Origin of the sequence: Micromonospora sp. NPDC005252 (genome assembly GCF_042872475.1) — a bacterium.
Classification (GTDB): Bacteria; Actinomycetota; Actinomycetes; order Mycobacteriales; family Micromonosporaceae; genus Micromonospora.
The window spans coordinates 1,146,203-1,172,044 of sequence record NZ_JBIAKN010000001.1; the positions used below are offsets into that span (position 1 = coordinate 1,146,203).

The window sequence follows — 25,842 nt, forward strand, 5'->3', positions numbered from 1 at the left end:
TCGCCGGACCGGCCGGTGCCGGGCCCTGCCGCCGCGCGGAGGGCACGTCGCGCGGCGCGGCGCCTCCCGGGCGCGGCGGGGCCCCGCGTGGCGCATAGGATGTGCGGTCATGGCACGCGTGCTCACTCCCCGTGCGGAGGACTTCCCCCGCTGGTACCAGGACCTGATCGCCAAGGCGAAGCTGGCCGACAACGGCCCGGTCCGCGGCACCATGGTCATCCGCCCGGCCGGCTACGCCATCTGGGAGCGGATGCAGGCCGAGATGGACGCCCGGATCAAGGCGGCCGGCGCGGAGAACGCGTACTTCCCGCTGTTCATCCCGGAGAGCTACCTGAAGCGCGAGGCCCAGCACGTCGAGGGCTTCTCGCCGGAGCTGGCGGTCGTCACCCACGGTGGCGGCAAGCAGCTCGCCGAGCCGGTGGTGGTGCGCCCCACCAGCGAGACGGTGATCGGCGAGTTCATGGCCAAGTGGATCGACTCGTACCGGGACCTGCCGCTGCTGCTCAACCAGTGGGCCAACGTGGTCCGGTGGGAGCTGCGCCCGCGGATCTTCCTGCGGACCAGCGAGTTCCTCTGGCAGGAGGGGCACACCGCGCACGCCACCCGCGAGGATGCCCGCGCCTACGCGCGGCGGATCCTGCACGAGGCGTACGAGGATCTGATGGTCAACGTGCTCGGCATTCCGGTGGTGGTGGGCCTGAAGACGGCCCGTGAGCGCTTCGCCGGGGCCACCGCCACGTACACCTGCGAAGGCATGATGGGTGACGGCAAGGCGTTGCAGTTGGGCACCAGCCACGAGCTGGGCCAGAACTTCGCCAAGGCGTTCGACATCAGCTACTCCGCCAAGGAGGGCGGTCGCGAGCACGCCTGGACGACCTCCTGGGGCACGTCGACCCGGATGCTCGGCGGGCTGATCATGGCGCACGGCGACGACAACGGCCTGCGGGTGCCGCCGAGGCTGGCGCCCATCCAGGCGTACATCATGATCGTCAAGGCCGGCGAGGGCGTCGCCGAGGCGGCGGCCAAGCTGCGCGACGGCCTGCGCGACGCCGGTGTCCGGGTCGCGCTCGACGACCGGACCGACACCGCGTTCGGCCGCCGGGCCGTCGACGCCGAGCTGCGTGGCTATCCGGTACGCGTCGAGGTCGGCCCTCGCGACCTGGCCGTCGGCAACGCGACGGTGGTCCGCCGTACCGACGGGTCGAAGTCCCCGACGCCGGTGGCCGACGTGGTCGGCGCGGTGCTGGCGGCGCTGGAGGCCGATCAGCAGGCGCTGCACGACCAGGCCCTCGCGCACCGCGAGTCGCGCACCGTCGAGGTGTCGACGCTTGCCGAGGCGATCGAGGCGGCGGCCACCGGCTGGGCCAAGGTGCCGTGGTCGGCGGTCGGCGTGGCCGGCGAGGCCGAGGCGAACGGCCAGGGCGTGACGGTGCGTTGTCTGCTGCGCGCCGACGGCTCGGTGCCGGACTCGGAGGACGAGCCCGACCTGGTCGCCATCCTCGCTCGCGCCTACTGAGGTGACTGTCGACCGCTTCGAGCCGGGTCGGCTGATCCTGCACCGCAACGTGCGGCGGGGGCGGATCGGGTGGGTCCGGCCGGCGCGGGTCGTCCTCGACGACGAGCGGGGGCTGCTGCTCTGGATCGCGAAGGGCTCGCCGGTGGCCCACGAGGTGAACGAGGTCGGCCTGACCATGCGAGGGCTGCCGTTCGCCGACTGGATCACGCCGACGTTCCAGCTCGCACAGGTGCGCTGGAACGGACCACCGCTGCTGAAGTTCCTGCCCACCGGCGCGGCGCACTCCGTCTGGTGGTTCCGCGACGCGGCGGGCCGGTTCAGCCACTGGTACGTCAATCTGGAGGAGCCCGGCGTGCGCTGGGACGACGGGGCGGTGGCCGGCGTCGACGTGATCGACCAGGATCTCGACGTGCTGGTCGCCGCGGACCGCACCTGGCAGTGGAAGGACGAGGACGAGTTCGTCGAGCGTCTCGCCTTCGGTGAGGACTACTGGGTGACCGACGAGAAGGCGGTCCGCGCCGAGGGGGAGCGGGTGATCGCGCTCGCCGAGGCGGGTGAATTCCCGTTCGACGGCACCTGGTGCGACTTCGCACCGCCGCCAGACTGGGACGTACCGGACGAACTTCCGCCCGGGTGGGACCGCCCACCGGTGCGGTGAGAGGTGTTCCGGGTCACCGGTGACGCGGTGTCCGGGTCCGATGCGTGCGATCGGCATCGGATCTGGCAGAATGGGTCGCTGGTATCCGGCGCGCGTTCGGCGCCCTCTAACCCGGGCGCGTTGCCAGTCCACCGAGTAGTCTCCGGCCCAACCCCACGGGTCCGGTCGGCGCTCACCCATGCACACCGCCCCGTACGGGCCGGTGAGATCGCAACAGGAGCGAAACAACTGTGGCCGTAAAGATCCGGCTCCTGCGGATGGGCAAGATCCGCAACCCGCAGTACCGCATCGTCATCGCCGACTCGCGCACCAAGCGTGACGGTCGGGCGATCGAGTTCGTCGGGGTTTACCAGCCCAAGGAAGACCCCTCGATCATCGAGGTCAAGTCGGAGCGGGTCCAGTACTGGCTGTCCGTCGGCGCCCAGCCGAGCGAGGCGGTGCAGCGGCTGCTGGAGCTGACCGGTGACTGGCAGAAGTACAAGGGCCTGCCGGCCCCGCCGCCGCTGAAGGTCAAGGCCGAGCAGGTCGACCGCAGGGCCGCGTACGAGGCTGAGGCGAAGGCCGCCGCCGGGCTGGCCCCGGAGACCCCGGCCAAGCCGGCCAAGAAGGCCGCGAAGGCCGCCGAGGCTCCGAAGGCTGAGGCGCCCGCCGAGGCCCCGCAGGCTGAGGCTCCGGCCGAGGCGCCGAAGACCGAGGCTCCGGCCGAGGCTCCGGCTGCCACCGCCGACGCCGGTGAGCAGGCCTGACATGCCTCTGCGTCCGGCGTTGGAGCACCTGGTCAAGGGCATCGTCGATCACCCGGATGACGTCCGGGTGCGGATGGTCGATTCCCGTCGGGGCAAGCGGCTGGAAGTCCGCGTGCACCCCGAGGACCTCGGCACGGTGATCGGGCGGTCCGGCCGGACCGCCAAGGCGCTGCGCCAGGTGATCGGCTCCATCGGCGGGCGCGGCGTACGCGTCGACATCGTCGACTCGTACTGATGCAGCTCGTCGTCGGAAGGATCGGCAAGCCGCACGGCGTCCGCGGTGAGGTCACCGTGGAAGTGCGGACCGACGAGCCCGAAGCACGGTTCGCCCCCGGTGCAGTGCTGCGCACTGAGCCGGGGGCGACGCCCCCTTCAGCCGCCGATGAGCCGGGCGTGCCGTTCCGGGTTCCCGCGAAGCTGACCATCGAGGAAGCCCGCTTCCACCAGGGCCGGGTGCTGATCGCGTTCGAGGGCATCCTGGACCGCAACACCGCCGAGGCGCTGCGCGGGACGCTGCTCGTGGTGGACAGCGCCGACGTGGAGCCTCCGGAGGATCCGGAGGAGTTCCACGATCACCAGCTGGTCGGGCTGGCCGTGGTCACCCCGACCGGTGAGCAGCTGGGTGAGGTGGCCCGCATCGACCACGCGCCGTCGTCCGACCTGCTGGTGCTGCGGCGCCCCGAGGGACGTACCGCGCTGATCCCGTTCGTCCGGGCGATCGTTCCGGAGGTCGACCTGGCCGGTGGACGTGTGATCGTCGACCCGCCGGCCGGACTGCTCGATCTTTAGGACCACCCCATGCGCGTCGACGTCGTGTCGATCTTTCCGGAGTACTTCGCCCCGCTGGACCTGTCGCTGATCGGACGGGCGCGGGCCAACGGCGTACTCCAGCTCGCCGTGCACGACCTGCGGACCTGGACCCACGACGTGCACCGCACGGTCGACGACACCCCCTACGGCGGCGGCCCGGGCATGGTGATGCGTCCCGAGCCGTGGGGTGCGGCGCTGGACGCGCTCGCCCCGGCCGAGGCCCCGCCGCCCCGGCTGCTCGTGCCGTCGCCGGCCGGCGTGCCGTTCACCCAGGCCATGGCGCACGAGCTGGCCGCCGAGCCGCACCTGCTCTTCGCGTGCGGCCGGTACGAGGGGATCGACCAGCGGGTCCTGGCGCACGCCGCCACCCGGATGCCGGTCACCGAGGTGTCGCTCGGCGACTACGTCCTCTTCGGCGGCGAGGTCGCGGTGCTGGTGATCCTGGAGGCGGTCACCCGACTGCTGCCCGGGGTGCTGGGCAACGCCGGCTCGCTGGACGAGGAGTCGCACGCGCACGGGCTGCTGGAGGCTCCGATCTACACGAAGCCGCCGAGCTGGCGCGGGCACGACGTCCCGGAGGTGCTCCGCTCCGGCGACCACGGCAAGATCGCGCGCTGGCGGCGCGAGGAGGGGCTGCTGCGGACCGCGGCCCAGCGCCCGGACCTGCTGGCCGCGCTGCCGCCCGAGCGGCTTGACAAACGGGACATCGCGGCGCTGGAGCGGGCCGGATTTCAGCCACCGCCGGGGGATGTGGCAAAGTAGGGGGGTTGCCGCATCCGTCCGCGCCCGCGGGCGGCTGCGAGGATCCCCGACCGGGGTCGGCCCGCCGACCACCACCCGGGAATCAGAATCACCCACCCGCGCACCGAGTGACGGTGCGCCGTGAGCCTTACGAGGACGCAGCGATGAACATCCTGGACGCCCTTGACGCCCAGTCGAAGCGGACCGACCTTCCCGACTTCCGTGCCGGTGACACCGTCAAGGTGCACGCGCGGGTCGTCGAGGGCAACCGGTCCCGTGTCCAGATCTTCCAGGGCGTCGTGATCCGCCGCCAGGGTGACGGTCTGCGCGAGACCTTCTCGGTCCGCAAGGTCAGCTTCGGCGTCGGCGTCGAGCGGACCTACCCGCTCAACGGCCCGGGCATCGACCGGATCGAGATCGTGACCCGCGGTGACGTGCGTCGCGCCAAGCTCTACTTCCTGCGCGAGCTGCGCGGCAAGAAGGCCAAGATCAAGGAGAAGCGGGAGAAGCAGCCCAGCTGACTTCCCGCTCGCCACGCCGCCTGAGCTGCGCGTATGCCGTACCGACCAGACCGCACTACCCTGGTCGTACGGGCGCAGCCAGGCGGCGGCCCCGCCTTCGTGGCGGGCAGCTGTCCACTACCGCCCGTGGAGCCTCGACGAGGCTCCCGGGCGGTGGTGTTTCTGCGGACCGGGGAGTGGCGTGGTGCAGACGCTTGACGAGGACGGCACCGTCGATCCGTGGCGCCGGCGGGTGCGCCGCGGCCGCCGGCAGATGCCCCTCTGGCAGGAGCTTCCACTGCTGCTGGTGGTCGCGTTCTGCCTCGCGGTGCTGATCCGCACATTCCTGCTCCAGGCGTTCTTCATCCCGTCCGGTTCGATGGAGGACACCCTTCTGATCGGCGACCGGGTGCTGGTCAACAAGGTCGTCTACGACGTCCGTGACCCGGTGCGCGGCGAGGTGGTGGTGTTCCGGGGCACCGACCGTTGGGCGCCGCAGGTCGACGAACAGCCGCAGCCCGGGTTCGCCGGCAAGGTCGCCCGCACCGTCGGGGACCTGGTCGGGGTGAGCCGCCCCGGCGAGAAGGACTTCATCAAACGGGTGATCGGCCTGCCCGGTGACCGGGTCAAGTGCTGCGACTCCCAGGGTCGGGTCACCGTGAACGGAACCCCGCTCGACGAACCGTACGTGCTGCGCGACTCCCCGCTGGATCTGCCACCGAATCCGCAGGAGTGCCGCTCCCGACGCTTCGACGAGGTGGTCGTACCCCCGGGTCAGATCTTCGTGATGGGCGACCACCGGGAGGTCTCCCAGGACGCGCGCTGCCAGGGGCCGGTGCCGATCGACAACGTGGTCGGCCGGGCGTTCATGGTGGTCTGGCCGTCGTCGCGCTGGGCCGCGCTGTCGGTGCCCTCGACCTTCGACGACGTGGCCGCGCCGGCTGCCGCCTCCTCCGGGGCGCCCCCGGTCCGTCCGTCCCCGCAGGGCGGTGTGCTGCTGATTTTCCCGTTGATGGCCGCGCTGAGGGGTTCCCGCGCGTTCCGGACGGTGCCGTCCGGCCCGGCAACGTAGGCTCCTTGGCGTGATTGACGAGCAGACCGACAAGCCCCGCAGCTCCTTCTGGAAGGAGCTGCCGATCCTGCTGGGTGTGGCGATCCTGGTCGCGGTGCTGGTCCGCGCCTTCGTGCTGCAGACCTTCTTCATCCCCTCTCCGTCCATGGAGAACACTCTCAAGATCGATGACCGGGTGTTGGTCAACAAGCTGGTCTACGACTTCCGATCGCCGCACCGCGGCGAGGTGATCGTCTTCAAGGCGCCCACCGAGTGGAGCGGCAACCCCGACGGTGAGGACTTCATCAAGCGGGTGATCGGCGTCGGCGGCGACCACGTGGTCTGCTGCGACGCACAGGAACGGCTGATGATCAACGGCAAGTCGCTCGACGAGCCGTACATCTTCTCGATCGACGGGGTCCGCGACAAGCCGGCCGACCAGGAGTTCGACATCACCGTGCCGAAGGGGCGGCTGTGGGTGATGGGCGACCACCGGTCGGCCTCGGGTGACTCGCTGGAGCACTGGCAGCAGTCCAACCAGAACATCACCGAGGCCACGATTCCCGAGGGCGAGGTGGTCGGGCGGGCGTTCACCGTCTTCTGGCCCGTCAACCGGGCCACCTGGCTGACAGTGCCCGATCAGTTCGACGGCATCGGAAAGCCGTAGAACCGGCGGGGGCATGGGCGATCGGCCGCACGTCTGGCAGGCTGGTGCGGTGACCGTCTACACCCCTCGACGCGCGGCGCGGGTGCTGCTCGTCGACGCGGCCGGCCGGGTCCTGCTGTTTCAGGGCTTCGACCCGGCCCGCCCGGAGCACCGCTACTGGTTCACTCCCGGCGGCGGGCTCGACGAGGCGGAGTCCCCGTCGACCGGCGCGGCACGGGAGTTGGCCGAGGAGACCGGGCTGCGGGTCGATCCCGCCGAGCTGGGCGAGCCCGTCTGGTCCGACACGACCGAGTTTCCGTTCGACGGCGACTGGTACCGCCAGGAGCAGGATTTCTTCCTGCTCCGGGTGCCGTCGTGGCAGGTCGACACCGTTGGCTTCAACGACGTCGAGCAGCGCAGCATCGCCGGTCACCGCTGGTGGCTGCCGGCCGAGCTGGCCGCCAGCGGCGACCGGTACTACCCGCCCGAGCTGCCCGACCTGCTGGCCCGGCTCCTGCCGCCGGCCGTCGAGGCGTCGTGCTGACCCCGCCGCGCACCGTCGTGCGCCGGGAGGCCGGCCTCTACGCGCTGGAACGGGCGCTGCAACGGCGCGGGTTCCGGCACGTGGCTGGCGCCGACGAAGCCGGCCGGGGCGCCTGCGCCGGCCCACTGGTCGCCGCCGCGGCGGTGCTGCCGGAGGGGCGACGCGGCGAGATCGACGGGCTGGCCGACTCCAAGCTGCTCACCCCGGCCAGCCGGGAGCGGGTGTACGCCGAGGTCGTGGACCGCGCCCTGGCGTACGCCGTGGTGGTCATTCCGGCCGACGAGGTCGACGCCCGGGGTCTGCACGTGTGCAACCTGGCCGCCATGCGCCGGGCGCTCGCCTCACTCACCACCCGACCGGAGTACGTGCTGACCGACGGCTTCGGCGTGGACGGCCTGGGCGTGCCGGGGCTGGCGGTGTGGAAGGGCGACCGGGTGGCCGCCTGTGTGGCGGCGGCCAGCGTGCTCGCCAAGGTCACCCGCGACCGGATCATGGTGGAGCTGGACGGGGTGTTCCCGGCGTACGGCTTCGCCGAGCACAAGGGCTACATCACCCCGGAGCACAGCGCGGCGCTGCGGGAGCACGGGCCGTGCCGGGAGCACCGCTTCTCGTACGTCAATGTCGCAGCGGTCTCCGGCCGCGACGGCCGGCCGCCGCGCGCCCGACGGCCCGTCGGCCCGGCGTCGGACGAGCCGATGGAGCGCTCCTGGGCGTCAGGGGGTACCGTCGGCGTGGCGTTGGGCGAGCAGCCTCGGCCTCCGGCGCCGGTGGGGGAAGATGTGGTCATGGAAGGCGGAGTGCGATGAGCGCGGAAGATCTCGAAAAGTACGAGACCGAGATGGAGCTGCAGCTCTACCGGGAGTACCGCGACATTGTCCGCCAGTTCTCCTACGTGGTGGAGACGGAACGCCGGTTCTACCTGGCCAACCAGGTCGACCTGCACGTGCGCAACTCCGACGGCGAGGTCTACTTCGAGGTCGAGATGCACGACGCCTGGGTGTGGGACATGTATCGTCCTGCCCGCTTCGTGAAGAACGTCCGAGTGATGACTTTCAAGGACGTCAACGTCGAAGAGCTGGAGAAGCCCGACATCTCGCTGCCCGCCGACTCCGGCTTCGGCGGCTGACGACCCTCGGCCACGCCACGGTCCCCCCATCCGTGGCGCGGCCCGCCGCGCCGGTCACTCGGCCGGCACCACGACCTCGACGCGCTGCACCAGGTTGTTGGCGAAGCCGCCACGGTTCCACGGCTGCTCGACCGGCTGGGTCCGCCCGGACGCGTCGGTCGCCCGCGCGCTGAGCACGTACCGACCCGGCGTCGCCGTCCACTCGTGCCGCCACCGCCGCCAGGCGAACTCCCCGCCCGTCGCCGGGTCCAGCTCGGCCGGCGCCCAGCTCGCCCCGCCGTCGACGCTCACCTCCACCGCGACCACCGGGGCATGCCCCGACCAGGCCCGACCGTCCAGAGTGCATGGTCCCGGCGGCAGCACCCGGCGGCGCGTCATGAAGTCGGGAAAGCCCGGCGGGCGGACCAGCGCGCGTGGCTCGATCCGGGTGACCGGCACGCCCGGGTCGTCGGCGTCGCGACGCAGCCGGTACGCCACCGCGTTCTGGTAGCCCTCGAACGGCTCCGTCCGGACCTCGATCGAGTGCAGCCACTTGACGTGCGCCATGCCGTACCAGCCCGGCACGATCAGCCGCAGCGGGGCGCCGTGCTGCGGCAGCAGGGGAGCGCCGTTCATCTCGTACGCCAGCAGCACCTCCTCGCGCAGCGCGTCGGCCACCGGCAGCGCCCGCTGGTAGTCCTGCTCGACGCCGCGCTCGACCCCGTGGTCGGCGCCGGTGAAGACCACGTCGACCGCGTCCGCGCCCAGGCCCGCCTCGCGTAGCAGCGGCGCGAGGGGGGTGCCGGTCCACTCGGCGTTGCCGACCGCCTCGACCAGCCAGGGCTGGCTCACCGGCCGGGGGTGCAGCAGAGCCCGGCCGTTGCCGGCGCACTCCATCGTGACCCGGTGGGTGACCCGGGGTCGCTCGCGCAGGTCGGCCAGCGTGACGGTCAGTGGCCGGTCGACCGCGCCGGCGAGGGTCAGCGCGTGCGCCGCCGGATCCAGGTCCGGAATGTCGTAGTGGATCAGCAGATAGTGCAGCCCGGCCGGGGTGACGTCGTACCGCAGCGCCTCCAGCGGAAGGCCGTGGTTGCGGGCGGCGAGCTGCAACTCGTCGGCACTGATCGCCTCGTCGGGCTCGGCGAGCCGCGACGGGCCGCTCACGTCGGCCGCCCTCGGCCCCCGGTCATCGACAGTGGTCATGCGATGCCTCCCCGGTGCAGACGGCGGCACCCGCCGTACGCGGCCCAGCCTAGGCCCTTCGTGGCGGCCCGGTGGTGGTGTCCTGGGCCGGTTGGCGTCGGGCCGGGACAGCGCTCGCATAACAGATCATCGAGCCGTTCGGTGGTCGTCCACAGCACCTCCGGTTGTCCACAGCTTCGTCGGCCGGGCTGGCGGACGAGTCGGCCTCGGCCGGAGGCTGCCGTCATGCGACCGCCACCCGTCGACTCGATCCGCCGCACGCTGCTGCTGTGCGCCGCGCTCCCGCTCGCACTTACCGTCCAGCTCTGCGGGCTGGCGGTGCTGGTCGCGGCGGTGCCCGGCCAACCACCGACGCCGACCGTGCCGGTCGCGGCCGTGACCGACCCGCCCGCCGACCCAGCGCTCGCCGAGCGGTTCCGCTGGCCGGTCGACGGGCCACCTCGTCCGGTGCGCCGGTTCGACCCGCCGCCCCGACCGTGGCTGCCTGGCCACCGCGGCGTCGACCTGGCCGCGCCGGCCGGAGCGGTGGTCCGCAGCGCCGGGCCGGGCACCGTGCTCTTCGCCGGCCTGGTGGCCGGTCGACCGGTGGTCACCGTGGGGCACGCCGACGGGCTGCGGACCACCCACGAGCCGGTCCAACCCGTCGTACGCGTCGGCCAGGCGGTCACCGCCGGCACGCCGCTGGGCGAACTGCTGCCCGGGCATCCGGGTTGCCCGGCCGAGGCGTGCCTGCACTGGGGCCTGCGGCGGGGCGAGGAGTATCTCGACCCGTTGGCCCTGCTCGGCCTCGGCCCGGTGCGACTGCTCCCGGTGCGCCCGCCTCCGCTCGGTCGGGCGGGAGACGGTCAGCGCTGGGCGAGCAGCGCCGGCAGCCGCACGGCCAGCCGTTCGTACTCGTCGGCGGCGTTGTAGACCTGACCGGTGAGCCGCAGCCATCCGCGACCGTTCCAGCTCATCACCGCGACCTCGGCGGCGAGCCGCTCGCCGATCCGCGCCTGCAACGCCCGCGCCGCGTCGATCGTGGTGCCCGTGCCGGGCGGCAGCGGAATGAGGCGTAGAGCCACCCCCGGTCCGCCGGGGTCGGGCAGATCAGCGGGGGCCACCCCCAGCGCGTCCCCCACCACCCGCTGACCGTACGCGGCGAGCGCGGCGTTGTGCGCCCGTACCCGGTCGACGCCGAGGCTGCGCAGTGTGAACAGTCCGGCCGGGGCGGCCAGCCAGGAGGTGTAGTCGAGGGTGGCTTGCCATTCGAGCCGGGCCGGGAAGCCGGCTTCCTGTTCCCACGAGACCACCAGCGGCTCGATCCGCTCCCGCCACTGTGGGGCCACCGCCAGCAGGGCGGTGCCGCGCGGGGCGTACCCCCACTTGTGCAGGTTGCCCGCCCAGAAATCCGCGCCGATGCTGGCGACCGTGGTGGCCAGCATCCCGGGGGCGTGTGCCGCGTCCACCAGGACGGGCACGCCGCTCTCGTGGGCCACCCCGACGATGGCGGCGATCGGGAAGAGCCTGGCGGTGGCGGAGGTGAGCTGGTCGACGACGAGCAGCCGCGTCCGCCCCGGGCGCAGGCCGGCCCGGATGGTCTGCACGATCTGTTCGTCGGTGGCGGCCAGCGGGATCGGCAGGACGCGGCTGACCGCGCCGGTGCGCCGGCACTCCCGCTGGATGGCCAGGCTCACCGCCCCGTACCCGTGGTCGGTGCTGAGCACCTCGTCACCGGGTTGCAGGCCCACCGACTGAAGCACCACGGCGACGCCGGTGGTGGTGTTGCCGATCAGCGCGCTGCCGTCCGGGTCGGCGCCCAGGAACCCGGCGAGGTGCCGGCGGGTGTGCGCGATCCGGTCGACGAGCCCCTGGGTGAAGAAGCGCAGCGGGTTGGCCTCCATCTCGTCGCGCAGCCGCTGCTGGGCTCGCTGCACGCCGATCGGCACCGCGCCGAACGATCCGTGGTTGAGATGGCTGACCGCCGGGTCCAGGGAGAACAGCAGGCGGGCGCCCGGGATCGGCTCGGGGGGCTGCGGGACGCTCACCCGATGATCGTAACCGTCGAGCGACCCGCCCCCTCGGCCCTTGATCAGGCGCGGGGATGTGCCTGCCGGTAGGCGGCGCGCAGCCGTTCCACCGAGACGTGGGTGTAGATCTGCGTGCTGGCCAACGACGAATGGCCGAGCAGCTCCTGCACGGCGCGCAGGTCGGCCCCGCCCTCCAACAGATGGGTGGCGGCGGAGTGGCGCAGCCCGTGCGGGCTGGTCCGGGGAAGGCCGGCCGTCTCGGCGTACCCGCCGACGATCTGTCGCGCGGTCGTCGGGTTGAGCCGGCCACCGCGAGCCCCGAGCAGCAGCGCGTCGCCGGAGCGGGCACCCGCCAACAGCGGTCGGCCCCGGCGCAACCACTCGTCCAACGCCCGCTGCGCGGGCACCCCGTACGGCACCGAGCGCTCCCGCCCGCCCTTGCCGAACACCCGGATCACCCGGCGACCGTGGTCGACGTCCCCGAGGTCCAGCCCGCACGCCTCGCTGACCCGCACGCCGGTGGCGTAGAGCAGCTCCAGCAGAACCCGGTCGCGCAACAGCACCGCCTCGGCGGCGGCCGCGTCCGGCGCCGCAACCGTCATGGCTTCCGTCGTGATCGTGGCGGGTGCGGTCGTCGGCTGCCGGGCCGGTGCCTCCACCAGGGCGGCGGCCTGGTCGGCGCGCAGGACGCTGGGCAACTCCCGGTGAGCACGAGGGCTGGCCAGTGCGGCGCCCACGTCGGAGGGGAGCAGCCCGGCGCGGTGCGCCCACGCGCTGAACGCCCGCGCCGAGGCGGCCCGACGGGCCAGCGACGTACGGGCGGCGCCGGTGGTCCGTTGCCGGGCCAGCCAGCTCCGCAGCACCGACAGGTCCAGCTCGGCCACCTCCAGGCAGCCCATCCGGACGGCGTGGTCGAGCAAGGCGACCACATCGGTCACGTACGCGCGGACGGTGTGGGCCGACCGGTTGCGGACCCGGGAGAGGTGCTCGGCGAAGTCGTCGACCGCGTCCCGCAGCGCCGGCGGCAGCTCCTGGTGGGTGGCCCGGGTGCCCCGGGTGGACCGGCTCACCGCCGCCGCGCCGATGGCGGCGTTGCGATGGCTGCACCCCCACTGACAGTTGGCACGGCACCAGCGTACGGCCGAGAGCCGCGCAGCGTTCGCCACGATGGTGCCGGTGTCGCCACCACGCCCGTGCACTGGGGCAGTTCGTCCGTTTATGCGCCGCCCCTTCGGCTTGGTGGCCGGGGCGAGGGCGCAGCCGTCGTCGCGGCCACCACCATGGACGGCCCTTCAGCAACGACAGCTTTCGCCTAGACGAATAAGTCCTAACTCAAGACGGGGCTGGGGCTGCGGCGAAGGGCGCCGGTCATCCGCTGTGGCTGCCCGTCGTGTCGATGTGCTGTTGAGCGGTATACCTCAGAGGTATGAATATGACTCTGAGGTATACCGCTTACGACCGCATCCGCCCCCACGGAGGTGACCGAGGGTCACCGCCGGCCGCCGGCTGCGCCAACCGCCGCAGCAAAGGTTAGGAATTATTTGTCTAGGCCTTAAGGTGGCGGGACGGACCTGGAGCTGGTCCGCCTGAAGCGGCAGATAGCCGGCGGCGGCGTGGAGTGGCTGATCCCCGCCGTGACGGAGCGCGGGAAGCCCGGCCGCCGCTTCGGTCCCCCGAAGGCAGGGAGACGGCCCCGGGTGCGGCTACCGCCCCGGGGCCGCTCCGTGTCTCGGGAGGGCCTCCGGACGGGCGGAAGGACCTACTCCTCGTCCCCGCCCGGTGGCGAGTTTCGCGGCGGGCGGGGGTGCCCCTCCGACCCCGACCCGGGAGGTTGACGTGGCACCAGACGACGAACTAAACCGACTAACTGAGCGGGTCCCAGCGGGCACCCGGGGTGGTCTTCGGCTCGGTGAACTCGGTCCTGAACAACGCGCATCCACCCCTGCGCCGGTTGAGCCGCTGGTCGCCGGTTCGGTACCGGGGAATCCAGCGGTGAGCGACCTTCAGCGGCACGCCCCGGTCCGACCGTTCTGGTTCTGCGCGGCGGATGCCCAGCCCTGGCCGTGTGGTCGAGCCCGCGCCGATCTGGCCGGCGAATACGCCGACGAGCCCCGGTTACTGGCGGTCGACATGGCTGATTGCTTGGGGGAGGCGACCCGGGACCTGTGCGGGCTTTACCCGGAGCCCCCGAACCCAGTCGAGATGTACGCCCGCTTCCTCGGCTGGGTCCGGCACCTCGCGATCAACCGGTTCCGCAATGCCGGCCGGTTCCCGCTATAGCGCAGTAACGCCGAGCTTTCGTTCCTCCGGTCGGGGACTCACGCATATCCGTCGGACGGCGGAGATGGCCCCCGCACGGCCGAGTATCCGCCGCCGCAGTCCACACTGGTGCCGGTGTCGCCACACCCATGACTGTGCGCCGTGGCGGTTCGTTGCTTATCCGCCGCCCTTCGGTGTGGTGGCCGGGGCGAGGGCGTAGCCGTCGTCGCGGCGCACCACCATGGACAGCTCCTCCAGCAGCGACAGCTTGCGCAGCGCGGTACGCACGTTCACGCCGGCGCGGGCGGCGAGCGCGTCCACTCCCCGTACGCCCCGGCGGGGCAACGCCTCCAGCAGCGATCGGGCGTCGTCGTCCAACGCGTCGGTCGGCCGCTGCGGGCCACGGGCCAGCGGGGCCAGGTCCGCGCCGACCCGGCCCACCTCCTCGAGCACGTGCGCCACCCCGGTGACCAGCCGCACCTCGGAGCGCTCGCGGAGCAACTCGTGTGCGCCGACGGACATCGCCGAGGTCACCGGCCCGGGCACGACCATCGCGACCCGTCCGGTGTGGATGGCCCGTCGGGCGGTCTGCGTCGCGCCGCTGCGCGCCGACGCCTCCACCACGACGGTGCCGAGGGTGCCCCCGGCGATGACCCGGTTGCGGATCAGGAACCGGGGGCGTAGCGGCTCGGCGCCGGGTGGCCACTCGCTGACCAGCAGCCCCGTGTCGGCGATCCGGTCGAAGAGCGCGGTGTTGCCCATGGGATACGGCCGGTCCACCCCGCAGGCCAGCACCGCGACGGTCAACCCGCCCGCGTTGAGGGCACCCCGGTGGGCTGCCGCGTCGATGCCGAACGCGCCGCCGGAGACCACGGTCCAGTCCCGCTCGGCCAGCCCGTACCCCAGTTCCGTGGCGACGTGCTGGCCGTAACCGGTGGCCGCCCGCGCGCCGACCACCGCCACCGAGCGCTCCAGCGCCTCGCCCAGCGGCCAGGCTCCGCGTACCCAGAAGCAGAGCGGCGGCGCGGTCTCACCGTCCACCCGGCGGGTGGCGTCCGGCAGCCGGAGCGTTTTCAGGCCGGCCACCCGGGCCGGCCACTCCGCGTCGTCGGGGGTGACCAGGCGGGCGCCGAGCCGGTCGGCCCGCTCCAACGCCTCGGCGGCGACCGCCCGCGCGTCACCGGCGGCTGACCGGGCGGCCACCGTGCTGTGCAGCCAGCCGTCGGGGCTGCCGCCGTCGAGCAACAGATCCAGTGTCGCCACCGGACCGAGTCGGTCGACCAGCTGGTGCACCGCCCGGGTGCCCGGCTCGGCCAACCAGGTCAGCGCCACCCGGGCCAGTCTGCTCTCCTCGTCGGCGCTCATGCCGCCTCCCCCGTCCGTAGTTGGATCGCCTCTCGTACGTCGTCGCGGTCCGGCCGGTCCCGGCCGTCCAGGTCCGCGATGGTCCAGGCCATCCGGATCACCCGGTCGAAGCCCCGTGCCGAGAGCGAGCCGGAGTCGAGTCGGCCGCGCAGCTCGGCGGTGACCAGCGCCGGTAGCCGCCACGGCGGGCGGCGCAGGAGCGGGCCGTCCACCTCGGCGTTGAGTCGCCGCCCGAGGCCGGCCCAGCGGTTGGCCGCCGCGCGGCGGGCCGCCGCGACCCGGGCGGCGACCGTGGCCGAGGACTCGGCGTCGCCGACGGACGCCATCAGCTCCGCCGCCCGTACGGGCATCAGCCGCACCTGCACGTCGATCCGGTCGAGCAGCGGCCCGGAGAGCCGGCCCAGGTAGCGACGGCGGACCAGCGGCGAGCACTCGCAGTACGCGTCGCCGGACGGCTTCGCGCACGGGCACGGATTGGCGGCCAGTACCAGTTGGGTCCGGGCCGGGTACTCGGTGCCGCCCCCGCTGCGGCTCAGCTGGATGCGGCCGTGCTCCAGTGGCTGGCGCAGCGCCTCCAGCGCGCCCTTGCTGAACTCCGGCGCCTCGTCCAGGAAGAGCACCCCGCGGTGGGCCAGCGACACCGCGCCGGGGCGGGCCAGCCCGGAACCGCCGCCGACGAGGGACGGGATCGTGGCCGTGTGGTGCGGTGCCTGGAACGGCGGGCGGCGCAGCAGTTGACCACCCGGTGGCAGGAGCCCGGCGACCGAGTGCAGTGCGGTCACCTCCAGCGCCGCGTCGTCGTCCAGCTCGGGCAGGAGTGACGGCAGCCGCTCGGCCAGCATCGTCTTGCCGGCGCCTGGAGGGCCGAGCAGCGCGATGTGGTGCCCGCCCGCCGCGGCGACCTCCAGCGCCCGCCGGCCCAGCTCCTGCCCGGCGACCTCGGCGAGGTCGGGGCCGCCGGGAACCGGTGCCGGGGCGTCCGGCGGTGGTTCGATCAGCGGGCTGCCGTCGCGCACGAAGGCGACCAGCCGGTGCAGCGTGTCCACCGCCCGCACCCGTACGCCGGGGATGACCGCGGCCTCGGCGGCGTTGCCGGTCGGCACGATGACCCGTTCGACGCCGGCCCTGGCCGCGGCGGCGACCATCGGCAGCACCCCGCGCACCGGCCGGACCGTCCCGTCCAGTCCCAACTCGCCGAGGACCACGACCCCCTCCAGCGGAAGCAGCGGTAGCTCACCCGAGCCGCCCAGCAGCGCGGCGGCGATGGCCAGATCGAACGCCGAGCCGAACTTCGGCAGCGTGGCCGGCAGCAGGTTCAGCGTGATCCGCCGGTTCGGCCAGCGTTGGCCGGAATTGACCACGGCGGCCCGGACCCGGTCGCGGGCCTCGTGCAGGGCCGTGTCCGGCAGGCCGGAGATCACCACGGCCGGCAGGCCGGCGGCCAGGTCCGCCTCGACCTCGACGAGGTGGCCGGTGACGCCGACCAGCCCCACGCAGAGCACCTTCGCGTAGCTCATGACGCGTCACCGATCCGTCGGCGGCGCATCTCAGAACGCGCCCTTGAGGTGATCGACCTGCGCGGGACCGGCGGCGGGCAGTCGTACCGACAGCACGTCGAACCGCACCTCGTCGGCGCTCGTGCCGGTCTCGGCGAGCCAGATCGCGGCGAGCCCGCGCAGGCGACGGGCCTTGGCCGGTACGACAGCCTCGGCCGGTGTGCCGAACACGTCGCCCCGACGCGTCTTCACCTCGCAGAACGCGAGCACCGGCCCGTCCCAGGCGATGATGTCGATCTCGCCCTGCGGGCAGCGCCAGTTCCGGACGATCGGGCGTAGCCCCGCCTCGCTCAGGTGCCGGGCGGCGCACCGCTCGCCGTACGCGCCGACCGCCTGGTTCCGCTTCGTCATGGCCGCGACGGTGCCCGTCCGAGGGCGGGCGTCGCGACCCCACGACGGCCCGGCTGTGGACGACGGGTGTCCTGTGGACAACCGGACGATCAAGCCCGGGCTGTGCTATGCGGCGACCCCGACCCGGACGCCGTGCCGCACGCCTCCCCGCTGATCGCTGGCGGCCGGCCGGGCCGAAATGGCGCGGGCGTGGCCGGTCGCATACGGTGCCTGACGTGGACGGACGACGGAGCTTTCCGGAAGATCAGGAGTCGCGCTGGTATCCCGACGAGCGGGGTCGCGGTTACGGCGATTCCGAGTGGCGCGGTGCGGGTGAGCCGCGATACCGGGACAGCGAGATCCCCGAGCAGCGCGGCGGCGAAGACGGTCGATCCGTCGAGGACACCGGCGTCGGCCGACGCCGGGAGCCGGATTCGACGCGCTTCGGCGCAACCCCGGAGCCGGGCTCGGGCCGCTTCGGCGCCGTGGACACGGGCCGGTTCGGCGCCCCGCCCGAGTCGGACTCGGGCCGCTTCGGCGCCGTGGACGCGGGCCGGTTCGGTGGCCCGCCCGAGTCGGACTCCGGGCGGTTCGGCGCCGTCGACGCCCAAGCGGGGATGTTCGGCAGCGGCGAGGCCGACTCTGGACGCTTCGGCGCGGTCGACCCGCTGGGTGACGCGCGTACGGACGGGGACGGTTACCGGGCGACCCGCTCGCGCAGGGCGGATCGGGACCCCTCGGAGATCTCCGGGGAGCTGCCCGGCCGCCGAGCCGCCCGAGAGTCGCTGAGCCCCGCCGCGCCGGAGGTGGCGCGAGACGCCACGCCGGAGGCCGCCCGAGACGCCGGGTCAGCGGCCGGCAGAGATGTCGGGCCAGCGGCTGGTGTGCTCGCCGACCAGGCTCGGCCCGCCCCGCTCGCCGGATATCCGATCATCGAGCCGAACCGGGGCGGCGGGGAGCAGCCGCACCCGCTGGAGATGCCGACCGGCCCGATGCCGGGGATCGGCCCGCGGCCCGACCTGCCCGCCGGCGAGCCGCCGGTGTACCCCCAGCCGGCAGACGGTGTCTACCGGACCCGTCGCCCGGCGTTGGCCGCGCTCTTCGCCCTGCTGGCGTTGATCTTCGAGGTCCCCGCGCTGCGGGTGTTGCTGGCGGGCGTGACCGGCGACCCGCTGGACGCCGGCAACGTCGTGGTGGGCATCTGCCTGGTCGCCGCGCTGCCGATCTTCGCATCGGGACTGTACGGGCTCAAAACCGGCGGAATGGCGCTCTCCGACAGCGGACGGGGCTGGCTGCGCCCTCCCACGGCGTACCTGACCGTCGGCCTGGTGCTCTTCGTCGCCGCCGCCCTCGCCGCCGGCTGATCCCCGCCCAGCCGCCCCGCCCGGCCCGGCCGCCCCGCGGGGCAGCCCGACAGCCCGGCCCGGCCGCCCGCCCGCGCGCACCCGGGGGCCGTCGGGCGGGGGAGGGGCGTACACTGGCCAACTGGCGACCGCCTCGCGCGGTCGACCTCGCGCGCCCTCTTCACGAATCGTCGTGAAGCGACGGCCTCCCTGGTCCCGATCTTGATCGGGCCCACCATGGGCCGGCGACCAGGCGCCAGGACGCCCGGCCACCGGCCGGGCGTGACAACCAGGGATCTTGAGGAGTACCCCAACCATGGCCGTCGTGACCATGCGTCAGCTGCTGGAGAGCGGTGTCCACTTCGGGCACCAGACCCGGCGCTGGAACCCGAAGATGAAGCGCTTCATCATGACCGAGCGCAACGGCATCTACATCATCGACCTGCGCCAGACTCTCGACTACATCGAGAAGGCGTACGAGTTCGTGCGTGGGACCGTCGCCGAGGGTGGCAGCATCCTCTTCGTCGGCACCAAGAAGCAGGCCCAGGAGGCCATCGCCGAGCAGGCGACCCGGGTCGGTCAGCCGTACGTCAACCACCGCTGGCTCGGTGGCATGCTGACCAACTTCCAGACGGTGTACAAGCGGCTCCAGCGGATGAAGGAGCTGGAGGGCCTGGGTGACCTCAGCGGCACCGCCGCCGGTTACACCAAGAAGGAGACCCTGCAGCTCTCCCGCGAGAAGATCAAGCTGACCCGCACGCTGGGTGGTCTGCGGGACATGCAGAAGCTGCCGGCCGCGGTCTGGATCGTCGACACCAAGAAGGAGCACATCGCCGTCGACGAGGCCCGCAAGCTGGGCATCCCGGTGATCGCCGTTCTCGACACCAACTGCGACCCGGACGAGGTCGACTTCCCGATCCCGGGCAACGACGACGCCATCCGCTCCGCCGAGCTGCTGACCCGGGTCGTCGCCGCCGCCGTCGCGGACGGTCTGATCGCGCGTTCCGGCCGTCGTCGGGGCAACGACGAGAAGCCCGAGGGTGTCGCGAGCGACGAGCCGCTGACCGAGTGGGAGCGCGAGCTGCTGGAGCCGAAGAAGGCCGACGAGTCGGCCGCTGCCGCCGAGCAGCCCGCCGAGCAGCCCGCCGCTGCCGCCGCCGAGCAGCCCGCTCCGGAGCAGCCGGCGCAGGCCGCCACCGAGCAGCCGGCGGCCGTCACCGCGGAGTGACCCGCACCGTCGCTGCCCGTTCGTCCGTTTTCCGAAGACGGCGGGCAGCGACGGTACGCCGGGCACGATCCGCCCGGATCCGGGTAACCGGCACCTCTGACCATCCACACGCCGTCTCAACACCGAAGAGAGAGCCATGTCCCAAATCACCGCCGCGGACGTCAAGAAGCTCCGCGACCTCACCGGCGCCGGCATGATGGACAGCAAGAAGGCGCTGACCGAGGCCGAGGGCGACTTCGACAAGGCCATCGAGATCCTGCGCGTCAAGGGCGCCAAGGACGTCGGCAAGCGGGCCGGCCGTACGGCCGCCAACGGCCTGGTCGCCCACTCCGGCAAGGCGCTGCTCGAGCTCAACTGCGAGACCGACTTCGTCGCCAAGACCGAGTCGTTCATCGCGCTGGCCCAGCAGCTGGTGGAGCACGGCGAGCGTTCCGGCGTGAACAACGCCGAGGAGCTGCTCGCCTCCGAGCTGGACGGCAAGGTCGTCGCGGACCTGGTCCAGGAGCAGTCCGCCAAGATCGGCGAGAAGCTGGTGCTCAACCGGTTCGCCAAGGTCGAGGGCACCACCGCGGTCTACCTGCACCGCAAGGCGCAGGACCTGCCGCCGGCCGTCGGCGTGCTGGTGTCGTACACCGGCAAGTCGGACGAAGCGGGCGACGCTGACGCCCGTGGTGTCGCCATGCAGATCGCCGCGATGCGGCCGAAGTACCTCACCCGGGACGAGGTTCCGGCCGAGGTCGTCGAGTCCGAGCGGCGCATCGCCGAGCAGACCGCCCGCGAGGAGAACAAGCCCGAGGCGGCCCTGCCGAAGATCGTCGAGGGTCGGGTGAACTCCTTCTTCAAGGACTACGTCCTGATCGAGCAGTCGTCCGTGGCTGACAACAAGAAGACGGTGAAGCAGGTGCTGGCCGAGGCCGGCATCGAGGTCACCCGCTTCGTGCGGTTCGAGGTCGGCCAGGCCTGAGCCGCCACCGGGCGCCGCGCGCGCCCGTGGGCGCAAGACGTCGACGAGGAGGCCGCCGGTGTACGTGACAGGCACCGCGGCCTCCTCGTCACATAGGGTCGGCAGCGGCAGGTTCGCGGTAACGCGTCGCGCGGGGCGTGCGCGTGGGGGAAGGCGGGGCGGATGACGCAGGTTGTGAGTGACCGGACGCTGGCGGTGGACGATCCGACGGCGCCGCCGCCGGGACGGGCCCGCCGGGTGGTGCTGAAGCTCTCGGGTGAGGTGTTCGGTGGCGGCGCGATCGGCGTCGACCCGGACGTCGTCCAGGCCATCGCCCGACAGATCGCCACCGTGGTCCGCCGCGGCGTACAGGTCTCCGTCGTGGTTGGCGGCGGCAACTTCTTCCGCGGGGCGGAGCTGCAGAAGCGCGGCATGGACCGGGCCCGCGCCGACTACATGGGCATGCTCGGCACCGTGATGAACTGCCTCGCCCTTCAGGACTTCCTGGAGAAGGAGGGCATCGAGACCCGGGTGCAGAGCGCGATCACGATGGCCCAGGTCGCCGAGCCGTACATCCCGCTGCGGGCGATCCGGCACCTGGAGAAGGGCCGCGTGGTCATCTTCGGCGCCGGCGCCGGGATGCCGTACTTCTCCACCGACACGGTGGCCGCCCAGCGGGCGCTGGAGATCCGGGCCGACGTGGTGCTGATGAGCAAGAACGGCGTGGACGGCGTCTACACCGCCGACCCCCGGATCGACCCCACCGCCAGCAAGCTCGACTCGATCACCTTCTCCGAGGTGCTGCGCCGCAACCTGCGGGTGGCCGACGCGGCTGCGTTCAGCCTCTGCATGGAGAACGGCCTGCCGATGCTGGTCTTCGGCGCGCAGGGTGACGACACCATCATCCGCGCGGTGGGTGGCGAAAAGATCGGCACCCTGATCACCGCCTGAGCCCCGCCGGTGGCGACGGCAGCAGCGGTCTGACGACTTTCAGCAAGGCCCACGACGAGCACAGAAGGAGGCGAGGAGACCGGTGATCGACGACACCCTCCTCGAGGCCGAGGAGAAGATGGAGCGTGCGGTTGAGCACGCCAAGGAGGAGTTCGGCGCCATCCGTACCGGTCGCGCCAACGCCGCCATGTTCTCCAAGGTCATCATCGACTACTACGGCACGCCCACGCCGCTGACGCAGATGGCGTCCATCGCGGTTCCCGAGCCGCGGATGGCCATCATCAAGCCGTACGACAACTCGCAGATCAACGCGATGGAGAAGGCGATCCGCGACTCGGACCTCGGGGTGAACCCGAACAACGAGGGCAACCAGCTGCGCATCCTGCTCCCACAGATGACCGAGGAGCGCCGCCGCGACATGATCAAGGTGGCCCGGCACAAGGGCGAGGAGGCCAAGGTGGCCATCCGCAACGTCCGCCGCCGCGCCAAGGAGGAGCTGGACCGGATCGTCAAGGACGGCGAGGCCGGCGAGGACGACGGTCGCCGCGCCGAGAAGGAACTGGACGACCTGACGCAGCGCTACGTCGCCAGCATCGACGACCTGGTCAAGCACAAGGAGACCGAGCTGCTGGAGGTCTGAGGCCCGACCCGGCGTCCGCCGGGTGAGCAGCCGACGTGAGGCCCGCCCCCGATCCGGGGACGGGCCTCGTGCCGTCTGCGCGTCAGCGGGGGATCCGGACGGTACGGGTCGTCTCGGTCAGGGTCGTTCCGACGTACGCGTCGTGCAGCTCGAAGCGCACGGTGGCCCGACCCGGGTGCAGCACCGGGCCGCCCCGGTAGAAGCCCATCGAGATGCTGGCGGTGCCACCGTCGCAGACGATCTCGCCGGCGCCGAGGCCGCCGGTGGCCCAGTAGGTCGGCAGGCCGTCCTGGGTCAGCGACGCCGACAGGAAGTACACGCCGGTCGGGCAGTTGCGCACCTCCCCCCGGGCGGTGGCGGCCGGGAACGCCGGCCCGGTGCCGTCGGGACTCCCGTCGTACAGGTAGATCTCGCTGGTGCGGTGGTCGATCCTGATGCTGGCGTTCCGCGTCGCCGCGGTGGCCGGTGGGGCCGCCGTCAGGACGAGGGCGACCATCGTCAGCACCGCCAGGCTGATTCTGCGCACGAACGTTCCTCCCCGCTGCTGTGGTGGAAACCGCCGGCGGACGCCAGCACACCGACAGCCGACCACCGACGGGTAGCGCGGGTCATCCCCTGTTCGCCCGGATGCTCGGTCGGATAGGCGTCGATGCACCGCCGGTGCTCGTGCGGACGGTGGGCGCGGTTCTCGGGCCGCCGTGCGGCCGCCGCCGTCGTGGCAGCGCGGCGACTCGCCGGATCTCGCTCACCGCGACCCCCGGAGGGGCCCCGGCGGTCAGGGGCGCCATCGTCCGCCTCGCCCCGGCGGCGGGTGCAGTAGGCTCGGCAGGATTCCCGGCCACCGGGCGGTGCACACCGGGAATCGACCGACCGTCGGGGCGGTCGAGCCGGAGGAACACAGTCGCGCGTGTAGGGGATGCTTGTGGTCTTGCGTCATGTGGTGGTACTCGTGCCGCGTCGCGGTGCGTGATGTCCCACCCCGACCCCTACACCGACGAGCCGCGCGGCTGGGACCGGCCCGAGCGCCCGGTGGCCCTGCCCTGGCCCGAGCAGGAGCTTGAGGCGGGCCAGTGGAGCCGCCGTCCGGCCGCCGGGCCCGAGTTGTACGCCGAGCCCCGCAGCCGCCCGTACGCCGATCCGTACCCGGCAGACCCGTACCCCGCGGACCCGTACGACGAGCGCGGCCGGACGGTCCGCCCGGACGACCGGGACCGCTTCGACGACCGGGACCGGCGCGACCGTTTCGACGACCGGGACCGCTACGACGACGGCAACCAGGCCGACCGGTACGACGACCGGGGTCGCCCCGGCCGCTACGGCGACCGCCCGCCAGCGGGTGACGCTTCGCCACGTTATGCCGACCCCGGCGCCGGCCAGCGTTACGACGACCGGGACGCGCCGTCCCGCTTCGACGACCGGGACGTTCCGCCACGCTTCGATGACGATGCCGGTTACCCGACCGCGCAGCTCGCGCCCATCGGCGCCGAGATCCTGCCGGACGACGATCCGGTGACCGAGCCGGAGCCGCCGAGCGGCCGGCGGCCGAAAGGCCGGCGACGGGCCAGCCTCGACCGGCCGGCGACCCAGCAGGTGGGCACCGGGCGGGCCGGCCGGAACCTGCCGGCGGCGATCGGGGTCGGGCTCGGCCTCGGCGCGCTGATCGTGGTTCCGCTGGTCTTCTATCCGCTGGCGTTCCTGCCGGTGATCGCCGCCGCCATCGCGGTCGGCATCTGGGAGATGGCCCGGGCGGTCCGCCGCAGCGGCGCCCACCCGCCCCTGGTGCCGCTGCTCGCCGGTGGCGTGCTGACCATCGGGCTGGCGTGGTTCGCCGGCCCGGACGCGCTCAGCCTGGGCCTGCTGGTCACCGTGCTGGGCACGATGGTCTGGCGGTTGGGCGACGGCCCGGCCGGCTTCCAGCGGGATCTCACCGCGGCCACCCTGATCGCGGTCTACGTGCCGTTCCTCGGCGGTTTCGCGGCGTTGCTGGCGGCGGCCCCCGACGACGGCCGGCTGCGCATCCTGGCCACGCTGATCGCGGTGGTCCTCTCCGACACCGGCGGGTACGCGGCCGGCGTCTCCTTCGGCCGCCACCCGATGGCCCCGTCGATCAGCCCCAAGAAGTCCTGGGAGGGCTTCGCCGGCTCGGTCACCGCGGCGGCGCTGGGCAGTGCGCTGCTGCTGTGGCTGATGTTCGAGGTGGCCCCCTGGTGGGGTGCCGTGTTCGGGGTGGCCGTCTCCTGTGCGGCGGTCCTCGGCGATCTCGCCGAATCGATGATCAAGCGGGACCTCGGCGTCAAGGACATGAGCAATCTGCTGCCCGGGCACGGTGGCCTGATGGACCGGCTGGACTCGATCCTGTTCGCGGTGCCGACCGCGTACCTGCTGTTGGCGATCTTCGTGCCGATGGTGGGGTGAGGCATGGATCACCGTGGCCCGAGCGTTCGCGACCGCCGGCCGGGAGCGGTTCCACACCTCCGGAGGGGTGCCCGGCGCCGGAGGCGTGACACACTGGACCAGCCATGACGAGCCTGCCGTTGATCCCCGCCATCTCGGAAGCCCCCGCCGCACGCCGGGCCTCCATGCCGCCGCAGCACCTCGCCGACCTGGATCTGGCCGGCCGCCAGGCGCTGGTCGCCGGGTTGGGTGAGCCCGCGTTCCGTGCCAAGCAGATCTCCAACCACTACTTCGGGCGGCTGGTTCGCGACCCGCAGGCGATGACCGATCTCCCGGCGGCGACGCGTGAGCGGCTGGCCGACCAGTTGCTGCCCACGCTGCTCAATCCGGTGCGCGAGCTGGCCTGTGACGACGGCGCGACCCGCAAGGCGCTCTGGAAGCTGCACGACGGCGCGCTGGTGGAGAGCGTGCTGATGGGCTACCCGGACCGCGTCACGGTCTGCATCTCCAGCCAGGCGGGCTGCGGTATGGCCTGCCCGTTCTGCGCCACCGGCCAGGCCGGGTTGACCCGCAACCTGTCCACGGCGGAGATCGTCGACCAGGCGGTCTACCTGGCCGGGGTGGCGGCCTCGGGCGCGGTCGCCGGCTCACCGCCGCGGCTGTCGCACGTCGTGTTCATGGGCATGGGCGAGCCGCTGGCCAACTACAACCGGGTCATCGCGGCGATCCGTCGGCTGGTCAGCCCCGCTCCGGAGGGCCTGGGCCTCTCCCAGCGGCACATCACCGTTTCCACGGTCGGCCTGGTTCCGGCCATCCGCCGACTGGCCAGCGAAGACCTCTCTGTGACCCTTGCGTTGTCGCTGCACGCGCCCGATGATGATCTGCGCGACGAACTCGTGCCGGTAAACCAGCGCTGGAAGGTAGCCGAGGTGCTGGACGCAGCGTGGGACTACGCCGCCCGGACGGGCCGTCGCGTGTCCATCGAATACGCAATGATCAAGGACGTGAACGACCAGCCGTGGCGAGCTGACCTGCTCGGGCGGCTGTTGGCCGGCAAGTTGGCGCATGTGAACCTCATCCCGCTCAATCCGACGCCGGGCAGCCGCTGGGACGCGAGCCCGAAGCCGGTCGAGCGGGAGTTCGTCCGGCGCTTGCGTGACGCGGGAGTCTCCACCACCGTACGGGACACCCGGGGTCGCGAGATCGACGGCGCGTGTGGCCAGCTCGCCGCCGCCGAGGACACCGACACCTTCACCGACCGCGCCGGAGAGGCACCGGCGTGACCGGGCGTGGCGAACGAGACC

The 25,842-nt window shown here is 72.6% G+C and carries 27 protein-coding genes; 20 read left to right on the forward strand and 7 right to left on the reverse strand.

Annotated elements, in window-relative coordinates:
• Positions 1-109 precede the first annotated feature (109 nt).
• The 12 genes from proS to ACFYPH_RS05605 all read left to right on the forward strand — a co-directional run bounded on the left by proS (position 110) and on the right by ACFYPH_RS05605 (position 8,338).
• Positions 110-1,516, forward strand: coding sequence for a proline--tRNA ligase (proS, locus tag ACFYPH_RS05550; protein ID WP_355067848.1), 1,407 nt, complete (start codon positions 110-112; stop codon positions 1,514-1,516).
• 1 nt (position 1,517) lies between these two features.
• Positions 1,518-2,174: a DUF402 domain-containing protein gene (locus ACFYPH_RS05555; RefSeq protein WP_387179204.1), complete on the forward strand. Its 657-nt coding sequence runs from the start codon at positions 1,518-1,520 to the stop codon at positions 2,172-2,174.
• Between the two features lie 230 nt (positions 2,175-2,404).
• Entirely contained in the window at positions 2,405-2,920 is a 516-nt protein-coding gene (rpsP, locus tag ACFYPH_RS05560) for a 30S ribosomal protein S16 (RefSeq protein ID WP_354856395.1), read from the forward strand.
• 1 nt (position 2,921) lies between these two features.
• On the forward strand, positions 2,922-3,155 hold the full coding sequence (locus tag ACFYPH_RS05565; protein ID WP_013284588.1) for an RNA-binding protein: 234 nt from the start codon (positions 2,922-2,924) through the stop codon (positions 3,153-3,155).
• Positions 3,155-3,709, forward strand: a complete 555-nt coding sequence (gene rimM, locus ACFYPH_RS05570; RefSeq protein WP_354856392.1) for a ribosome maturation factor RimM — start codon at positions 3,155-3,157, stop codon at positions 3,707-3,709. Before ACFYPH_RS05565 ends, rimM begins: the two co-directional genes overlap by 1 nt.
• A 9-nt stretch (positions 3,710-3,718) precedes the next feature.
• Positions 3,719-4,492: a tRNA (guanosine(37)-N1)-methyltransferase TrmD gene (trmD, locus tag ACFYPH_RS05575; protein ID WP_387179209.1), complete on the forward strand. Its 774-nt coding sequence runs from the start codon at positions 3,719-3,721 to the stop codon at positions 4,490-4,492.
• Positions 4,493-4,635: 143 nt separating this feature from the next.
• Positions 4,636-4,992: a 50S ribosomal protein L19 gene (rplS, locus tag ACFYPH_RS05580; RefSeq protein WP_354856388.1), complete on the forward strand. Its 357-nt coding sequence runs from the start codon at positions 4,636-4,638 to the stop codon at positions 4,990-4,992.
• A 181-nt stretch (positions 4,993-5,173) separates the two neighbouring features.
• Positions 5,174-6,043, forward strand: a complete 870-nt coding sequence (lepB, locus tag ACFYPH_RS05585; RefSeq protein ID WP_354856386.1) for a signal peptidase I — start codon at positions 5,174-5,176, stop codon at positions 6,041-6,043.
• A 10-nt stretch (positions 6,044-6,053) separates the two neighbouring features.
• The gene (gene lepB / locus ACFYPH_RS05590; protein ID WP_354856385.1) at positions 6,054-6,689 is read left to right on the forward strand and encodes a signal peptidase I; all 636 of its coding nucleotides are present in this window, start codon (positions 6,054-6,056) and stop codon (positions 6,687-6,689) included.
• Positions 6,690-6,738: 49 nt separating this feature from the next.
• Positions 6,739-7,212 (forward strand): NUDIX domain-containing protein, encoded by a 474-nt coding sequence (locus ACFYPH_RS05595; protein ID WP_354856384.1) that lies wholly within the window; start codon positions 6,739-6,741, stop codon positions 7,210-7,212.
• Positions 7,206-8,018, forward strand: coding sequence for a ribonuclease HII (locus tag ACFYPH_RS05600; protein ID WP_354856383.1), 813 nt, complete (start codon positions 7,206-7,208; stop codon positions 8,016-8,018). Before ACFYPH_RS05595 ends, ACFYPH_RS05600 begins: the two co-directional genes overlap by 7 nt.
• Positions 8,015-8,338: a DUF2469 domain-containing protein gene (locus tag ACFYPH_RS05605; RefSeq protein WP_007075222.1), complete on the forward strand. Its 324-nt coding sequence runs from the start codon at positions 8,015-8,017 to the stop codon at positions 8,336-8,338. The genes ACFYPH_RS05600 and ACFYPH_RS05605 overlap by 4 nt, the downstream gene beginning before the upstream one ends.
• A gap of 54 nt (positions 8,339-8,392) precedes the next feature.
• Here ACFYPH_RS05605 and ACFYPH_RS05610 read toward each other — a convergent pair whose 3' ends face one another.
• Positions 8,393-9,520 (reverse strand): sulfite oxidase, encoded by a 1,128-nt coding sequence (locus tag ACFYPH_RS05610; protein ID WP_363936738.1) that lies wholly within the window; start codon positions 9,518-9,520, stop codon positions 8,393-8,395.
• Between the two features lie 225 nt (positions 9,521-9,745).
• Between ACFYPH_RS05610 and ACFYPH_RS05615 the strand changes: the two genes are divergently transcribed.
• A complete protein-coding gene (locus tag ACFYPH_RS05615; protein WP_363936741.1) occupies positions 9,746-10,432 on the forward strand; it encodes a M23 family metallopeptidase in 687 nt (228 codons plus the stop codon).
• Here ACFYPH_RS05615 and ACFYPH_RS05620 read toward each other — a convergent pair.
• From ACFYPH_RS05620 to ACFYPH_RS05640, 5 genes are all read right to left on the reverse strand, one after another.
• Complete coding sequence (locus ACFYPH_RS05620; protein ID WP_387179215.1) at positions 10,366-11,547, reverse strand: aminotransferase class V-fold PLP-dependent enzyme; 1,182 nt, start codon at positions 11,545-11,547, stop codon at positions 10,366-10,368. The genes ACFYPH_RS05615 and ACFYPH_RS05620 overlap by 67 nt on opposite strands.
• Before the next feature lie 44 nt (positions 11,548-11,591).
• A complete protein-coding gene (locus ACFYPH_RS05625) occupies positions 11,592-12,599 on the reverse strand; it encodes a tyrosine recombinase XerC (RefSeq protein ID WP_354856430.1) in 1,008 nt (335 codons plus the stop codon).
• Between the two features lie 1,366 nt (positions 12,600-13,965).
• Positions 13,966-15,153: a DNA-processing protein DprA gene (gene dprA, locus ACFYPH_RS05630; RefSeq protein ID WP_363936745.1), complete on the reverse strand. Its 1,188-nt coding sequence runs from the start codon at positions 15,151-15,153 to the stop codon at positions 13,966-13,968.
• Positions 15,150-16,670: a YifB family Mg chelatase-like AAA ATPase gene (locus tag ACFYPH_RS05635; RefSeq protein WP_355133387.1), complete on the reverse strand. Its 1,521-nt coding sequence runs from the start codon at positions 16,668-16,670 to the stop codon at positions 15,150-15,152. The genes dprA and ACFYPH_RS05635 overlap by 4 nt, the downstream gene beginning before the upstream one ends.
• Before the next feature lie 30 nt (positions 16,671-16,700).
• Complete coding sequence (locus tag ACFYPH_RS05640; RefSeq protein ID WP_354856371.1) at positions 16,701-17,060, reverse strand: YraN family protein; 360 nt, start codon at positions 17,058-17,060, stop codon at positions 16,701-16,703.
• A gap of 215 nt (positions 17,061-17,275) precedes the next feature.
• On the opposite strand from ACFYPH_RS05640, the gene ACFYPH_RS05645 reads away from it, so the two are divergent.
• From ACFYPH_RS05645 to frr, 5 genes are all read left to right on the forward strand, one after another.
• Entirely contained in the window at positions 17,276-18,403 is a 1,128-nt protein-coding gene (locus tag ACFYPH_RS05645) for a hypothetical protein (protein ID WP_387179220.1), read from the forward strand.
• 295 nt (positions 18,404-18,698) lie between these two features.
• On the forward strand, positions 18,699-19,610 hold the full coding sequence (gene rpsB, locus ACFYPH_RS05650) for a 30S ribosomal protein S2 (protein WP_387179223.1): 912 nt from the start codon (positions 18,699-18,701) through the stop codon (positions 19,608-19,610).
• Positions 19,611-19,746: 136 nt separating this feature from the next.
• The gene (gene tsf / locus ACFYPH_RS05655) at positions 19,747-20,574 is read left to right on the forward strand and encodes a translation elongation factor Ts (RefSeq protein ID WP_354856366.1); all 828 of its coding nucleotides are present in this window, start codon (positions 19,747-19,749) and stop codon (positions 20,572-20,574) included.
• Between the two features lie 162 nt (positions 20,575-20,736).
• Positions 20,737-21,504 carry a UMP kinase gene (gene pyrH / locus ACFYPH_RS05660; RefSeq protein WP_354856364.1) on the forward strand — a complete coding sequence of 256 codons (768 nt, stop codon included), beginning with the start codon at positions 20,737-20,739 and terminating at the stop codon, positions 21,502-21,504.
• An 82-nt stretch (positions 21,505-21,586) separates the two neighbouring features.
• Positions 21,587-22,144: a ribosome recycling factor gene (frr, locus tag ACFYPH_RS05665; protein WP_354856362.1), complete on the forward strand. Its 558-nt coding sequence runs from the start codon at positions 21,587-21,589 to the stop codon at positions 22,142-22,144.
• A gap of 82 nt (positions 22,145-22,226) precedes the next feature.
• On the opposite strand, the gene ACFYPH_RS05670 is transcribed toward frr, so the two are convergent.
• The gene (locus ACFYPH_RS05670; protein ID WP_355067876.1) at positions 22,227-22,670 is read right to left on the reverse strand and encodes a hypothetical protein; all 444 of its coding nucleotides are present in this window, start codon (positions 22,668-22,670) and stop codon (positions 22,227-22,229) included.
• 443 nt (positions 22,671-23,113) lie between these two features.
• Between ACFYPH_RS05670 and ACFYPH_RS05675 the strand changes: the two genes are divergently transcribed.
• Both ACFYPH_RS05675 and rlmN read left to right on the forward strand, forming a co-directional pair.
• Complete coding sequence (locus ACFYPH_RS05675) at positions 23,114-24,559, forward strand: phosphatidate cytidylyltransferase (RefSeq protein WP_387179228.1); 1,446 nt, start codon at positions 23,114-23,116, stop codon at positions 24,557-24,559.
• A 104-nt stretch (positions 24,560-24,663) separates the two neighbouring features.
• Complete coding sequence (rlmN, locus tag ACFYPH_RS05680; RefSeq protein ID WP_354856357.1) at positions 24,664-25,821, forward strand: 23S rRNA (adenine(2503)-C(2))-methyltransferase RlmN; 1,158 nt, start codon at positions 24,664-24,666, stop codon at positions 25,819-25,821.
• The last annotated feature ends 21 nt before the right edge of the window (positions 25,822-25,842 follow it).